Origin of the sequence: Gordonia phthalatica (assembly GCF_001305675.1) — a bacterium.
In the GTDB taxonomy this organism is placed as follows: Bacteria; Actinomycetota; Actinomycetes; order Mycobacteriales; family Mycobacteriaceae; genus Gordonia; species Gordonia phthalatica.
The window spans coordinates 848,964-862,526 of sequence record NZ_CP011853.1 but is presented as its reverse complement, the minus strand read 5'-3'; the positions used below and the strand labels follow the sequence as shown (position 1 = coordinate 862,526).

13 protein-coding genes and 1 tRNA gene are annotated in these 13,563 nt (G+C 68.2%); 5 read left to right on the top strand and 9 right to left on the bottom strand.

The annotated features are described in order from the left end of the window. Positions 1-48 precede the first annotated feature (48 nt). Positions 49-121: transfer RNA gene (locus ACH46_RS04015), tRNA-Arg, on the top strand. A 109-nt stretch (positions 122-230) separates the two neighbouring features. Next, positions 231-830 (top strand): sunset domain-containing protein, encoded by a 600-nt coding sequence (locus tag ACH46_RS04010; protein WP_062391787.1) that lies wholly within the window; start codon positions 231-233, stop codon positions 828-830. A 7-nt stretch (positions 831-837) separates the two neighbouring features. Here ACH46_RS04010 and ACH46_RS04005 read toward each other — a convergent pair whose 3' ends face one another. Next, positions 838-1,275 carry a type II toxin-antitoxin system Rv0910 family toxin gene (locus tag ACH46_RS04005; protein WP_062391786.1) on the bottom strand — a complete coding sequence of 146 codons (438 nt, stop codon included), beginning with the start codon at positions 1,273-1,275 and terminating at the stop codon, positions 838-840. Between ACH46_RS04005 and ACH46_RS04000 the strand changes: the two genes are divergently transcribed. Continuing rightward, positions 1,253-1,903 carry a DNA-3-methyladenine glycosylase gene (locus ACH46_RS04000; protein WP_062391785.1) on the top strand — a complete coding sequence of 217 codons (651 nt, stop codon included), beginning with the start codon at positions 1,253-1,255 and terminating at the stop codon, positions 1,901-1,903. The two genes, ACH46_RS04005 and ACH46_RS04000, sit on opposite strands and share 23 nt — an antisense overlap. 195 nt (positions 1,904-2,098) lie before the next feature. Here the strand turns inward: ACH46_RS04000 and ACH46_RS03995 are convergent, their stop codons facing one another. Genes ACH46_RS03995 through ACH46_RS03985 form a run of 3 tightly spaced genes read right to left on the bottom strand, consistent with a single transcriptional unit; the run spans position 2,099 to position 5,975 of the window. Then, positions 2,099-2,287, bottom strand: a complete 189-nt coding sequence (locus ACH46_RS03995; RefSeq protein WP_062391784.1) for an antitoxin — start codon at positions 2,285-2,287, stop codon at positions 2,099-2,101. A 50-nt stretch (positions 2,288-2,337) separates the two neighbouring features. Further along, positions 2,338-4,881, bottom strand: coding sequence for an HAD-IC family P-type ATPase (locus tag ACH46_RS03990; protein WP_062394943.1), 2,544 nt, complete (start codon positions 4,879-4,881; stop codon positions 2,338-2,340). Then, the gene (locus ACH46_RS03985; RefSeq protein WP_226995756.1) at positions 4,878-5,975 is read right to left on the bottom strand and encodes an MBL fold metallo-hydrolase; all 1,098 of its coding nucleotides are present in this window, start codon (positions 5,973-5,975) and stop codon (positions 4,878-4,880) included. The genes ACH46_RS03990 and ACH46_RS03985 overlap by 4 nt, the downstream gene beginning before the upstream one ends. Before the next feature lie 123 nt (positions 5,976-6,098). On the opposite strand from ACH46_RS03985, the gene ACH46_RS03980 reads away from it, so the two are divergent. Together ACH46_RS03980 and ACH46_RS03975 are read left to right on the top strand one after the other, a co-directional pair. Continuing rightward, complete coding sequence (locus tag ACH46_RS03980) at positions 6,099-7,343, top strand: alanine racemase (protein ID WP_062391782.1); 1,245 nt, start codon at positions 6,099-6,101, stop codon at positions 7,341-7,343. Beyond that, the gene (locus ACH46_RS03975) at positions 7,340-8,653 is read left to right on the top strand and encodes a D-arabinono-1,4-lactone oxidase (protein WP_062391781.1); all 1,314 of its coding nucleotides are present in this window, start codon (positions 7,340-7,342) and stop codon (positions 8,651-8,653) included. Before ACH46_RS03980 ends, ACH46_RS03975 begins: the two co-directional genes overlap by 4 nt. Positions 8,654-8,706: 53 nt before the next feature. Here the strand turns inward: ACH46_RS03975 and ACH46_RS03970 are convergent, their stop codons facing one another. The 5 genes from ACH46_RS03970 to ACH46_RS03950 all read right to left on the bottom strand — a co-directional run bounded on the left by ACH46_RS03970 (position 8,707) and on the right by ACH46_RS03950 (position 13,524). Further along, positions 8,707-9,744, bottom strand: a complete 1,038-nt coding sequence (locus tag ACH46_RS03970) for a hypothetical protein (RefSeq protein ID WP_157850998.1) — start codon at positions 9,742-9,744, stop codon at positions 8,707-8,709. A gap of 180 nt (positions 9,745-9,924) precedes the next feature. Next, positions 9,925-10,656, bottom strand: a complete 732-nt coding sequence (locus ACH46_RS03965) for an enoyl-CoA hydratase (RefSeq protein WP_062391779.1) — start codon at positions 10,654-10,656, stop codon at positions 9,925-9,927. A 117-nt stretch (positions 10,657-10,773) separates the two neighbouring features. Further along, positions 10,774-11,757, bottom strand: a complete 984-nt coding sequence (locus ACH46_RS03960; protein ID WP_062391778.1) for an acrylyl-CoA reductase family protein — start codon at positions 11,755-11,757, stop codon at positions 10,774-10,776. A 97-nt stretch (positions 11,758-11,854) separates the two neighbouring features. Beyond that, a complete protein-coding gene (locus tag ACH46_RS03955; protein WP_062391777.1) occupies positions 11,855-12,211 on the bottom strand; it encodes an FKBP-type peptidyl-prolyl cis-trans isomerase in 357 nt (118 codons plus the stop codon). 2 nt (positions 12,212-12,213) lie between these two features. Continuing rightward, the gene (locus tag ACH46_RS03950) at positions 12,214-13,524 is read right to left on the bottom strand and encodes a citrate synthase (RefSeq protein ID WP_082399382.1); all 1,311 of its coding nucleotides are present in this window, start codon (positions 13,522-13,524) and stop codon (positions 12,214-12,216) included. Positions 13,525-13,563 lie beyond the last annotated feature (39 nt).

Here is a 13,563-nt window from a genome sequence, read left to right as displayed (position 1 = left end):
CGACACGATCCCCATCGGTCTCGCCGGCGGGACCGGTCTGCGGTCCGCGCTCTCGTAGCTCAGGGGATAGAGCACCGCTCTCCTAAAGCGGGTGTCGCAGGTTCGAATCCTGCCGGGAGCACTTCTGCACCGTCGACGATTGCGACGGTAATGCGCGCGCGTGCTTCGGGGATGTCTAAAGTTTCTGACGAAGCACTCATCCATGTGATTCAGCAGGAGGATCCGCAGCCATGACGACGCGCCACCGCGCCCTCGCCCTCGGACTCGCAGCCGCGACGACCGCCGCACTGCTGGTCCCCGCCCCTGCCCACGCGAGCACCGTCGCCGCCGCGGCGGACGACGGCGTCTCGCCCTGGTGGTGGATGCTCCTGCTGCTGCTCCCCGTCGTCGTCCTGATCGTCGCCGCCCTGCGCGGTCGCGACGAGTACGACTTCGCCGCGTTCACGCCGGCGACCGGCCCCGGTTTCCCCGAGGTGACGCCGCAGCGCGCCGCTCGTCTGAGCGCGCTCGCATCGGGCCGCGAGTCGAGCGCCGCCGAGGCCATCGCGCGCGCCGACGCCTTGGCCGCGGCAGCCGCTCGTCCGCCGAAGCCGGGCACCCGCGTCCCGTCCGAGGGCGGCCCCGTCCCCCTGCCGATCGGTGCGTCGCGCCCCTTCCGCGACGACCGCCTGCGCGCACCGGACGGCTACCCGATCAAAGCCGTCACCGAGTCGGGTCGGTACTACCGCCCGAGCGACGGCGAGTACGCGACGGTGACTCCCGACCTCTGGTTCGCGACGGCCCCAACGGCCGAGATCGCGGGCTTCGAACCGGGCGTCGCGCCGAAGTAGGTTCCGCTCAACCGAAGAGCGCGTTGAACTTCTGCAGCGACTTCCCGATGTCGCCCTTGACCGCGAGCGCTGAGGCCTTGCCCACCGGGCCCATCAAGGGCAGTCCGCCGAGGTCGATCAAGAAGGTGACCTTGGAGCCGTCGCCGTCGGGTTCCACGAGCAGGTCGATCTTGGCTTTGACACCGCCCTTGCCCGCGCCTTTGAGGACCACCTCGGACGGGCGGTTGAACTTCTCGATCTCCCACGCGAAGCGGACCCGTGTGCCCTTGGCCTTGATGACCGAGGAGATCTTGGTGCCCTTCTTCAGGTCCTCAGCGGCGGGCAGCGGACTGCGCCAGCCGTCGTGCAGGACCAGCCACTCGTCGTAGCGGGACAGGTCGGCCGCGCACGCGAAGGTATCCTCCGGAGGGAGCGCGACATGAATGGAGTCACTGGTCTTAGCCATGGCTATAGAGAGTAATCGGAACCGGCCGTCACAGACAGAACCCACGGAAGACGTCTACGACGACCATCCCCCGGTTCTCGAAGCCGCCCGCGCACTCCTCGGTCGCCGCCTGGTCGGATACGGTGCGTCACTGCTGATCACCGAGGTGGAGGCCTACAACGGACCCGACGACCCGGCGTCGCACGCCTTCACGCGGACCAAGCGGTCGAAGACCATGTACGGCCCCGCGTTCCGGCTGTACGTCTATCAGATCCACACCCATCATTGCGCGAACATCGTGACGAGTCCGGAGGGTGAGGGGTCCGCGGTTCTGCTGCGGGCCGGGATCGTGGTCGACGGGCTGGAGGCCGCACACGAGCGGCGCGGCGACGTCGCCGATCATCTCCTCGCGCGCGGGCCGGGGAATCTGACGCGCGCGCTCGGCATCACCAAGGCCGATTTGGAGACCGACCTCCTGGACGGGACCGGCGTGCATCTGGCTCCCGATGAGAGCGTCTACAACGCCGCACAGATCGTCGCCGGCCCGCGAGTCGGAGTACGACTGGCGGCCGACCGGCCATGGCGCTTCTGGATCGACGGCGAACCGTCGGTCTCGGCGTACCGTCGACACGCGAAGGCCGCACGCTGAGGTTGACGCACCACTCTTCGGCGAGTCGCACCACTTCTGCTTCTCGCACTCGGTCGCGACCAAGAGCGGGAAACACAAGTGGTGCCACCGGTCGACAGATGGTGCGGCAACCACCCTCCGGGTGCCGCCGGCCACCCCCGTCCGTCCGTGCGCCGTCGACAAAGAGGCACTACTGCCGAAATCGACGGCTAGTCTCTACTGCTGCTCGCCCTGCTGCTTCTGCTCCGCACCGACAGCCTTGCGCGCGGCGTCCTGAGCCTTGTCGACCTGCGAGGCGTACTTGCCGCCGGTCGCCTTGTCGATCGCGTCGCCGCCCTTCTCGATGAGATCCGGGTTGGACTTCAGTGCGTCCTTGGCCTTGTTCACGATTCCGTTGAGATCCATGGAGGAAGTGTACTGCGCGGCCGGGTCGACGGCCCGCGCAAGACACGTCGTCAGACCGAGACGGGATGCTCGCGGAGTTTGTTCTTTCGCTCCAGGTATCGATTCATGACCTGCGTCGACGCTTCGACAGCCAAGCACCCGACCAGGGCGCACACGGCGGCGATGCCCATCATCTTCATGTTCGACGAGTCGAGGTGGAACAGTCGCTGGGTGAACGGAACGGTGAAGATCAGAACGTATGCGCCGACCGAGACCGCGAGCAGCACCATCTTCCACCAGTTGTACGGCCGCGCGACCACCACGAGCACGTAGACGGCGATCGCGATCATCGTGGCCAGAGCCGCGGTGGCCGCCTGCGTCTGCACGGCACCGAGGGTCTGTGTCGCGTTGGCGACGGCCGCGATCCCGACGCGCGGCTCGGCGGCCACGTTCGCGATGTAGTTGCCGAGTTCGGCCGAGTAGTCGCGGTTCACCAGTAGGAAGCAGGTGAAGGTCGCCAGACCGACGATGACGCCGTTCGGCACGGCCTGCGTCAGGACGCGTCGCACGAAACCGGTCTTGGCGCGCTCGTTGTTCGGCGCCAGCGACAGCACGAATGCCGGGATGCCGATGGTGAACCAGGCGGAGATGGTGACGTGGATCGGTTGGAACGGGTAGCTGATCGACGCCCAGTCGAACGTCTTCGCGAGCAGGCCGGCACCGCCGATGAGCAGCGCCAGCAGCACCGCGTACACGGTCTTGGTGAGGAACAGGTTCGAGACGCGTTCGATGTTGCCGATGACGCGACGGCCCTCGCCGACCACGTACGGGAGGGTGGCGAACTTGTTGTCCAGCAGGACGATCTGCGCCACCGACCGCGCGGCCGAGGATCCCGAGCCCATTGCGACGCCGATGTCGGCGTCTTTGAGGGCGAGGACGTCGTTGACGCCGTCACCGGTCATCGCGACCGTGTGCTCCTGCGACTGGAGGGCCTTCACCATGGCGCGCTTCTGGTCGGGGCGGACGCGCCCGAAGGCGTCGGCGTCGGCGATCACCTCGGCGAGCGCGGCGTCGTCGTCCGCGGGCAGCTTCCGCGCGTCGACGGCGGTGTCCGGACTGCCGAGCCCGAGCGATTCGCCGACGGCGCCGACCGAGCGGGCGTTGTCGCCGGAGATGATCTTGACCGCCACGTGCTGCGACTCGAAGTACTCGATGGTGTCGCGGGCGTCGGGCCGGACGCGCTGTTCCAGGACGACGAGAGCGGTGGGCACCAGCGTGCCGGGGACCGCGGTGTCGCCGCTCGGCTCGGCGTCGACGGGGACGTCGGTGGTGGCGAGGAGCAGGATCCGCAGGCCGGTGGAGCCGAGGTCGGACGCCAGCTGCGCGGTCTCGGACTCCGGATCCAGCAGGACGTCGGGCGCGCCGATCAGCCAGTTGCCCTGATCGGTGCCGGCGGCGTCGCGCAGCGACATGCCGGAGAACTTGTTGGCGGAGCTGAACGGGAGGATCGCCGACGTCGACCAGTCGGGCGCGTCGGGGTAGGCCTCCTGCACGGCCTGGATGCTGGCGTTGGGTCGCGGGTCGTGCGCGGCGATCGACGCGAGCGCCTGCTCCACGTGCGCCTGCACGGCGGCATCCTCGGAATCCGCTGTCACGATCCGCAGCTCCGACAGCCGCATGCCGTTCTCGGTGAGGGTGCCGGTCTTGTCGGTGCAGACCACATCGACGCGGGCCAGGCCCTCGATCGCGGGGAGCTCGTTGACCAGGCACTGGCGTTGGCCGAGTCGGACGACGCCGACGGCGAACGCGATCGACGTCATCAGAACGAGGCCCTCGGGCACCATCGGGACCAGTGCCGCGACCATCCCGAGCAGCGCCGTGCGCAGTCCGTTCTGGCTGATGAAGAGCTGGTTGACGATGGTGAGGATGCCGGCCGGGATCAGCAGCCAGGTGATGACCTTGAGGATCTGGTCGATACCCGACCGCAGTTCTGAGGAGACGAGGGTGAACTTGGAGGCCTCGGCGGCGAGCTTGTTGGCGTACGAGTCGGCGCCCACCTTGGTGGCGCGGTAGGTGCCGGAACCGGCGACAACGAAGCTGCCGGACATGATCTCGTCGCCGATCGCCTTGTCGACGGCGTCGGCCTCGCCGGTGAGCAGCGACTCGTCCATGTCGAGCGACTCGGATTCGACCGTCTCGCCGTCGACGATCACCTGGTCGCCGGGACCCAGCTCGATGAGGTCGCCGAGCACCACCTCGGCGGCGGGGATCTCGGCGGAGACGCCGTCGCGCCGGACGACGGGCCGGGTCTGGCCCACGATCGCGAGGCGGTCGAGCGTCTTCTTGGCGCGGACCTCCTGGATGATGCCGATGCCGCTGTTGGCGATGATCAGCAGACCGAACAGTCCGTTGATGAACGAGCCGGTGGACGCGACGATCGCGAACAGCACGCCGAGGATCGCGTTGATGCGGGTGAAGACGTTGGCCTTGACGATGTCGGCCACCGACCGCCCGGACTTGTCGGGGGTGACGTTGGCCTGGCCCGCGGCGGTGCGCTCGGCGACCTCCGCCGCGGTGAGGCCGGGGTCGCGGCCCGTCGTCGTCGAGGTCGTCATGCGGTTCGCTCCCACCAGGTCGAGTCGAAGAAGGCGGTGCCCGTGCGGCTGTCCGAGTGCAGCGTCGCCCCGGGTCGGGGGATGCAGATCTCGACGCCGGCGCTCTCCGCTTCCGCGGTCAGGCGGCGCACCGGATCCGCCCAGGAGTGGCGCGCCAGGTTGAAAGTACCCCAGTGGATCGGCACCAGCAGCGCGCCGCGCTCGGCGCCGTTGAGCATCCGGTGCACGGCGACGCCCTCTTCGGGGTTGAGGTGGATGTCGTGCCAGGCGGGGTCGTAGGCGCCGATGGCGATGAGGCTGACGTCGAAGGGCCCGTGGTCGTCGCCTGTGCGAGCGTAGGAGTCCGTGAAGCCGGTGTCGCCGGAGAAGAAGACCCGGTGGTGCGGGCCGACGATCGCCCAGCTGACCCACTGCGTCAGATTCCGGGACAGGCCGCGACCGGAGAAGTGCCGGGCGGGGACCGCGTGGAAGCCGATCGTCGTGCCGCGGACGGTCAGCGTGACGTCGTCGAACCAGTCGGCGGTCCGGATGCGTGAGGCGTCGACGCCCCACGCCCGCAGGTGCGCGTCGACGCCGATCGGGACGACGAAGAGCGCCTCGGGCTGCGTCGCGGCGAGGGTGATGATCGTCGGGGTGTCGAGGTGGTCGTAGTGGTCGTGGCTGATCAGCACGACGTCGACCGGCGGAAGGTCGCTCGCGGCCACCGGCGCTCGGTGCATCCGCTTGGGCCCGACCAACTGCGACGGCGAGCAGCGCGCCGACAACACCGGGTCGGTGAGGATGCGGACGCCGTCGAGGTCGACGACCGTGCTCGCGTGACCGAGCCAGGTGACCACGAGGTCTCCCGGTTCCGCGGCGAAGGTCGGCGTGAGGACCGGGATCGCGTTGGTCGGCTTGCCCGGTCGACGAAGCATGTCGACGGCGGTGTCCAAGCCAGGGCCCTCCAGCACCGAGGACGAGTCGAGGTTCGCGAACGTTCCGTCGACCCGGTACGGCGAGCCGACCGTCGTCTCCGCGATCGCCTCGGCGGAGGCGCCCATCGCGAGCAGAGGTGCGGGCCGGGTCAGACGCAGGGCTGGCGCTTTGAAGGTCACTCGACCAGCGTAGTCACCGTGCAAGAGTGGTCCGAGACACATTTCCATCCGGGTATGCCCTATGCTGGAGTCATTCACAGTTGATCGTTCGATCAACTTTGCTGAGAGAAGGACGGAGCACCCGTGACAGACACCGCCCCGAGCTGGCGCGCGACGCCCGACTGGGCCGCGCTGGACGACGCCGTCCGCCGCGCGGACCTCGACTCCCCCGTCCTCGCGCTGGACCTGGACCTGCTCGACCACAACATCGCCGACCTGCACCGTCGCGCGTCCGGCGTCCCGATCCGCGTCGCCTCCAAATCGCTGCGCGTGCGGTCGATCATCGAGCAGATCCTGGATCGCCTCGGCTTCGCCGGTGTCCTGGCCTACGACGTCGCCGAAGCCCACTGGCTCGCCACCGAGTCCGGCGTCGCCGACGTCCTCCTCGGCTATCCGACCGTCAAACGCGACGCCCTCGCCACCCTGCTGGCCGACGACCTCGCCTGCCGCCGAGTCACCCTCCTGGTCGACGACGCAGCCCAGCTCGACCTCGTCGACACCGTGCTTCCGCCCGCGCAGCGTCCGTCCGTCCGCGTCGCGATCGACCTCGACGCCTCCCTCCGCGCCGCGGGAGGTCGGGTCCACCTCGGCGTGCGCCGCTCACCGATCCACACCCGGGAGCAGGCCGTCGAGCTCGCCCGGACCATCGCCGCGCGCGACGGCTTCACGCTGGTCGGCGTGATGTCGTACGAGGCGCAGGTGGCGGGGGTCGGCAACGCCGCGCCGGGCAAGCTCGCAATGAACACGGCGGTCAACGCCATCCAGCTCGCGTCCATGGCCGAGATCCGGCACCGCCGCGGCAAGGTGATCGCCGCACTCCGCGAGATCGCCGACCTCGAGTTCGTCAACGCCGGCGGCACCGGATCGTTGGAGGAGACCGCCAAGGACGCGTCGGTCACCGACATCGCCGCCGGGTCCGGGTTCTTCGGCGGGCATCTGTTCGACACCTACCGGCACTTTCGGCCCGCACCCGCGATGGCCTTCGGCCTCGACGTGCTGCGTCACCCCGCCGACGGCATCGTCACCTGTGCAGGCGGCGGCTGGATCGCGTCCGGGCCGCCCGCCGACGACCGGCTGCCGAAACCCGTGTGGCCCGAGGGTCTGGAGTACGTGGGCACCGAGGCGGCGGGCGAGGTGCAGACCCCGCTCGTCGGCGCCGCAGCGCGCGACCTGCGCGTCGGCGATCGCGTCTGGTTCCGGCACACCAAGTCCGGCGAGCCCGCCGAACGCACCGAGCGCGTCGCGCTGATCCGCCGGAACGACGACGGCGGCGCCGACGTGGTCGACGTGGTTCCGACCTACCGAGGAGAGGGAAGGTGTTTCCTATGACCGGGTCCGCAACCTGGCGCAACTGGGGCGGCACCGCGTCGTGCACCCCGAGCAGGCTGATCGTGCCGCAGAGCACCGAGGCGTTGGCGGCCGACGTCGCGGCCGCCGCCGAGCGCGGCGACACCGTGAAAGCGGTCGGCTCGGGCCACAGCTTCTCCGAGATCGCGGTCGCACCCGGCGTCCAAGTCGACATGTCGGGGTTCCGCGGCGTCCGCGACGTCGACCTCGACGCCAAACGCATCACGCTCGGCGCGGGCACGCCGCTGCATCAGATCCCGGCGCTGGTGGAGCCGCTCGGTCTGGCGATGACCAACCTCGGCGACATCGACCGGCAGACCATCTCGGGCGCCACGTCCACCGGCACGCACGGCACGGGTGGGGCCTTCGGCGGCATCTCGACGCAGATCCGCGGCGTCACCCTGGTCGACGGCACCGGACAGGTCCGCATCGTCGACGAGGACGATCCGGATCTGGAGGCCGCGGCGCTCGGCCTCGGTGCGCTCGGCATCCTCACCGACATCACCCTGCAGTTGGTGGACGCCTTCGCGATCGAGGCCGTCGAGGCCCCCGGCGACGCCGACGAGACCATCGACGGCTTCCTCGACAAGGTGGCGACCGTCGACCACTACGAGTTCTACTGGTTCCCGCACACCACCTGCACCCTCACCAAGACCAACACCCGGCTACCCGCGTCGACACCGTCGAACGGCCCCGGGAAGGTCCGCCGCTACATCGACGACGAACTGCTGTCGAACAGCGCCTTCCGGCTGCTGTGCACCCTCTCCGCCAAGCAGCCGCGGCTGGTGCCGACCATCAACCAGGTGTCCGGCCGCGTGCTGTCGGCGCGCACGTACACCGACCGGTCGGACAAGATCTTCATCTCGAACCGCGACGTCCGGTTCCGGGAGATGGAGTATGCACTCCCCCTCGACGCCGTGCCCGACGCGCTGCGCGAGCTGCGCACCGTCATCGACCGTCGCCGCCATCGGGTGAGCTTCCCCGTCGAGGTCCGGGCCGCGGCCGCCGACGAGCTGATGCTGTCGACCGCGAGCGGTCGTGCGTCGGGGTACGTCGCCGTGCACCGCTACCACCGCGACGACACCCTCGACGCGCAGTCCTATTTCCGCGACGTCGAGGACGTCATGACCGCGCACGGCGGTCGTCCGCACTGGGGAAAGATGCACACCCGCGACGCCGACTACCTCCGCAGCGTTTATCCGCGGTTCGACGACTTCCTCGCCGTCCGCGACCGCTTCGACCCCCAGCGGACCTTCGCCAACCCCTACCTCCGCCAGACCCTGGGCGCCTGAACGCTCCGCTCGCCCAGCGGCCAACCAGCGGAGGCGCTCAACGAGCGGGGACGCTACTTCTTCCAGATGAACAGCGGTCCGTCCGACTTCGGACCCTCGGAGTTCGCCTCGATCATCCGAACCTCGGAGACCTTCGCATCCGGCGCGGCGAAACCGTATGCGCTGCAGAATTTGACCTCCAAGCCGCTGGACTTGTCGTCTTCACACGGTTTGAACGAGCCGATCACGGTGAGGTGACTGCCGGTCGATCCGTCGGTCGCCGCGACCTCGTAACGAGGATAGAGATCCGTCGGGCTAGCCATCGACGACATCTTCGTCACATCGAAGTCCTTCGGGTACTTCGCGGTCGCCTCGACGAAGACGAAGGTCTTCGCCTTCGCGCGAGCTTCCTCGCTGATCGACTTCAGATCATCCGAGGTCGCCGTGCGAACCCCGGTCACCGTGAACTCCGCCTGCCCCTTCTGGCCCTGGTAGGTGAACTCCAACGACACCGGCTCACCAAGCTTCACCGTGGTGCCGAGCTTGGTCGGCGTGAACGGCTTCGGGGCCTTCGAGGACGTCGGCGCGGCAGACGACGTCGGGGCGGACGCGGGCGCAGACGGAACCGAGTAGTCGCCAGGCTTGCTGTCGAGGGTTCCGCGCAGACTGACGATGGACGACTTGGATCCCCAATCCGATTCCTTCGAGCAGCGGGCGATGAACTCGTCGTGCGGCTTCTTGGCGTCGTTCATGATCTGCTGAGCCAGTGCGTCGTCCTTCGCTTCCACAGCGGACTCCATCTTGGGAGCGAGGTCCCAGATGCGCAGCGCGATCGCCTTGACCTCCGCCTGCCCGGCATCGGAATCGTCGATCATCTTCAGGACGGTGTCCTTGTCGCTGGTCCCCGGGTCCTCGCCGATCGGCTTCTGGAACACCCAGGCCTGGGCCGGTCGCGAGAAGTCACTGACCGCCTTGCCGAGCATGTCGCAGGCCATCGCCACCGATGTCGCCTTGGCGACAGGCGTATCACTGGTCGACGGCGCGTCCGATCCACAACCACTCAACGCCATCACCGCTGCGGCCGACAGCGCGACCAATCCATACTTCTTCATCGAAATCCCCCGAGTCATGAGACGATTTGCCGGAAGAGTCCGGCTCGAACGCCGTCACCATATCAATGCCAATGTTCGGGGCGTATCGGAGGAACGACGCCGAGTGGCGATCACCGCGGCCCGCGACAGCGGTGTTCCTCGTCACTATAAGGGGGGGGAACACCGCTGATTCGGGAGCGATTACTGTCCGGTGAACACCGGTGCGCGCTTCTCGACGCGCGCGGCGCGCGCCTCCTGCACGTCGTCGGAGAGCCACGCTGCGCGCATCGCCTCCGTGCGGTCGGCGGGCGCCTCGTCACGAGCGCCGTCGCCGGTGAAGACCAGCTTGTAGTGACGCAGCGTGAGCGGCGCCAGCAGCGCGATCTGGGCGGCCCACTCCTGCGCGACGGCCAGGTCGCCGATCCGGTTCGCGAAGCCGAGTGCCTCGGCCTTCTCGGCGGTCAGCGGGTCGCAGCCGATCAGCATGCCGCGCGCCAGACCGGTGCCGACGAGCGACGTCAGGCGACGGATGGTCCACTCGTCGATGGCGACGCCGATCTTCGCGGCCGGGATGCCCGCGAGGGCGGTCGGCACCATGACCCGCAGGTCCGCGGCCATCGCGAGTTGCAGACCCGCGCCGAGCGCAGCGCCGTTCAGCGCCGCGATCACCGGGACCGGAGTGGACTCGATCTGCTTGATGAGCGCGACGAGCTGATCCAGGAAGGCCTCGTCGTACACGGGGCCGGAGAGGTCCGCGCCTGCGCTGAACACCTTGCCGCGGCCGGTCAGGACGATCACCCGCGCGCCGTCCTTCACCGCCTTGGTGAAGGCCTTCGAGAGACCTTCGACCATCTCCTCGTTGAGGGCGTTCCGCTTCTCCTCGCGGGCGAGTTCGATGGTCGTGACGTTTCCAGTGGCGGTACTCACAATCATGCGGGCATGCTATCGCGGGCCGAAGGTCCCGTCTCGGGTCGGGTGGGACGGACTCGGAAGAAAGTGCGACATTGAGCCGCTCTGAGCGGCTCAATGTCGCAATCGTTCTGGAGAGTTCTAGATCTTCACGACTCCCCGACCGATCGCGCGGCCGGCGAGGATGGTCTGGAGGGTCTCCGGGAGGTCGTCGAGGCCGATCTCGTGAATGAGTCGATCCAGATGCTGCGGACGGAACTCGGCTTCCAGCCGGTGCCAGAGGTCACGGCGGAAGTCAATGTTCTTCTGCACCGAGTCGATGCCCGCGAGGGTCACACCGCGGAGGATGAACGGCATCACGGTGGTGTCGAGCCCCGCACCGCCGGTGAGGCCGCTGGCGGCCACGGTGCCGCCGTAGTTCACGCTCGACAGCACGTAGGCCAGGGTGCGGCCACCGACGCAGTCGACGGCGGCGGACCACTGCTGCTTGCCGAGCGGCCGGATCTTCGCTTCGGGATCCTCGGGCAGGCGGCCGATCACCGAGGAGGCGCCCAGTCCGGTCAGCAACTCGGCAGCCTCGGCCTTACCGCTGGAGGCCACCACCTCGAAGCCGAACTTGCTGAGCAGGTCGATGCTGACGGTGCCGACGCCGCCGCTGGCCCCGGTGACGAGGATCGGGCCGTCGGACGGACGGTAACCGCCGTTCAGGATGGCCTGAACGCTCATGGCCGCAGTGAATCCCGCGGTGCCGATGGCGGCGGCCTCGCGAGTGCTCAGGGTGCCGAGCTTGACCACCTGGTCGGCGGACACCCGCGCCAGTTCCGCGTAACCGCCGTGCCGGGCGGTACCGATGTCGTGCCCGTGGGCGATCACCGCGTCGCCGACGGCGAAGTCGTCGGACGACGACCGCTCGACGACGCCGGCGATGTCGATGCCGGGGATGATCGGGTAGTCGCGGACCACGCCGCCGCGCGGGGTCACCGCGAGCGCGTCCTTGTAGTTGATGCTGGAGTACTCGACGCGGATGGTCACGTCACCGTCGGGCAGGAAGTTCTCGCCGACCTCTTCGCGGGTGAGGGTGACGGCTCCGTCGTTCTCACGGGCGACCATGGCGGTGAATGTCATTCGCTGTACTCCTGTCGATGAAGCGGTTTCGGTGAGCAGAGACGGCAACACCCGCGCCACACATGCGACGCGGGTGTTGTCATGAGAATCTGTGCGATCAGACGCCGAGCAGGTCGATCACGAAGATCAGGGTCTTGCCCGACAGCCGGTGGCCGGCGCCGGCCGGACCGTAGGCCAGCTCCGGCGGCACGACGAGGCGACGACGACCGCCCACCTTCATGCCGGGGATGCCCTCCTGCCAGCCGGGGATCAACGCGTCGAGCGGGAAGCGCGCGGACTGGCCGCGGTCCCACGACGAGTCGAACTCCTCGCCGGACTCGAACTCGACACCGACGTAGTGCACGTCGACGGTGCCGCCGTGCTGCGCCTCCGGGCCGTCACCGATCACCAGGTCGGTGACCTCGAGCGACGACGGGGCCGGTCCCTCCGGGAACTCGACTTCGGGCTTGCTCATGGTCAGCGATCCCCCATCTGGGTGTACGGACGCTCGGTGTAGCCGGTGTACAGCTGGCGCGGGCGGCCGATCTTGGTGGTCGGGTCGGCGTGCATCTCGCGCCAGTGCGCGATCCAACCGGGCAGGCGTCCGAGGGCGAACAGCACGGTGAACATGCGGGTCGGGAAGCCCATCGCGCGGTAGATGACGCCGGTGTAGAAGTCGACGTTCGGGTACAGGCGACGCTCGATGAAGTAGTCGTCGCTGAGGGCGACCTCCTCCAGGCCCTTGGCGATCTCGAGCAGGTCGTCCTGCACGCCGAGGGTCTCGAGGATCTTGTCAGCGGTCTGCTTGACGATCGCGGCACGCGGATCGTAGTTCTTGTAGACGCGGTGACCGAAGCCCATGAGCTTCACGCCGTCTTCCTTGTTCTTGACCTTGTTCATGAAGGCCTTGGTGTCGCCACCGGAAGCGCGGATCTCGTCGAGCATCTCCAGGACGGCCTGGTTGGCGCCGCCGTGCAGCGGACCCCAGAGCGCGTTGATGCCGCCCGAGATGGACGTGAAGAGGTTGGCCTGCGACGAGCCGACGAGGCGCACGGTGGAGGTGGAGCAGTTCTGCTCGTGGTCCGCGTGCAGGATGAACAGCATGTCGAGCGCCTTGGCGACGTCGGGGTTCACCTCGTACGGCTCGGCCGGGAAGCCGAAGGTCATGCGCAGGAAGTTCTCGACCAGGCTCAGCGAGTTGTCCGGGTACAGGAACGGCTGGCCCTGCGACTTCTTGTACGCGTAGGCCGCGATGGTCGGCAGCTTCGCGAGAAGGCGGATGGTGGCCAGTTCGACCTGCTCGGGATCCTTGGGATCGAGCGAGTCCTGGTAGTAGGCGCTCAGCGCGTTGACGGCGCTCGAGACCACCGGCATCGGGTGCGCGTTCCGCGGGAAGCCGTCGAAGAACCGCTTGAGGTCCTCGTGCAGCAGCGTGTGGCGCTGGATGCGGTTGGTGAAGTCGTCGAGCTGAGCCGGAGTCGGCAGCTCGCCGTAGATCAGGAGGTAGCTGACCTCGATGAAGGTCGAGTTCGACGCCAGCTGATCGATCGGGTACCCGCGGTAACGCAGGATCCCCGCGTCGCCGTCGATGTAGGTGATCGCCGACTTGGTGGCCGCAGTGTTGACGAAGCCTCCGTCGAACGTGGTCAACCCGGTCTTCGCGAGGAAAGAGCCCAGCGCGACCGAGTCGCTTCCCTCTGCGGCCTTCAGGATCGGCAGGTCGATCTCGCCACCCGGGTAGGTGAACTTCCCTGTCGTCTGTTCGGTCACGTCATTGTCAACGGACACACAAACCCCTTATTAACTCGCGCGTGAGCAGTTGCTGCG

Excerpts from the sequence above, each read along its gene's own strand:
- ACH46_RS04010 (WP_062391787.1), top strand. The coding sequence starts at position 231 with ATGACGACGCGCCACCGCGCCCTCGCCCTCGGACTCGCAGCCGCGACG.
- ACH46_RS04000 (WP_062391785.1), top strand. The coding sequence starts at position 1,253 with ATGGAGTCACTGGTCTTAGCCATGGCTATAGAGAGTAATCGGAACCGG.
- ACH46_RS04005 (WP_062391786.1), bottom strand. The coding sequence starts at position 1,275 with ATGGCTAAGACCAGTGACTCCATTCATGTCGCGCTCCCTCCGGAGGAT.
- ACH46_RS03995 (WP_062391784.1), bottom strand. The coding sequence starts at position 2,287 with ATGGATCTCAACGGAATCGTGAACAAGGCCAAGGACGCACTGAAGTCC.
- ACH46_RS03990 (WP_062394943.1), bottom strand. The coding sequence starts at position 4,881 with ATGACGACCTCGACGACGACGGGCCGCGACCCCGGCCTCACCGCGGCG.
- ACH46_RS03975 (WP_062391781.1), top strand. The coding sequence starts at position 7,340 with ATGACCGGGTCCGCAACCTGGCGCAACTGGGGCGGCACCGCGTCGTGC.
- ACH46_RS03970 (WP_157850998.1), bottom strand. The coding sequence starts at position 9,744 with ATGAAGAAGTATGGATTGGTCGCGCTGTCGGCCGCAGCGGTGATGGCG.
- ACH46_RS03965 (WP_062391779.1), bottom strand. The coding sequence starts at position 10,656 with ATGATTGTGAGTACCGCCACTGGAAACGTCACGACCATCGAACTCGCC.
- ACH46_RS03960 (WP_062391778.1), bottom strand. The coding sequence starts at position 11,757 with ATGACATTCACCGCCATGGTCGCCCGTGAGAACGACGGAGCCGTCACC.
- ACH46_RS03955 (WP_062391777.1), bottom strand. The coding sequence starts at position 12,211 with ATGAGCAAGCCCGAAGTCGAGTTCCCGGAGGGACCGGCCCCGTCGTCG.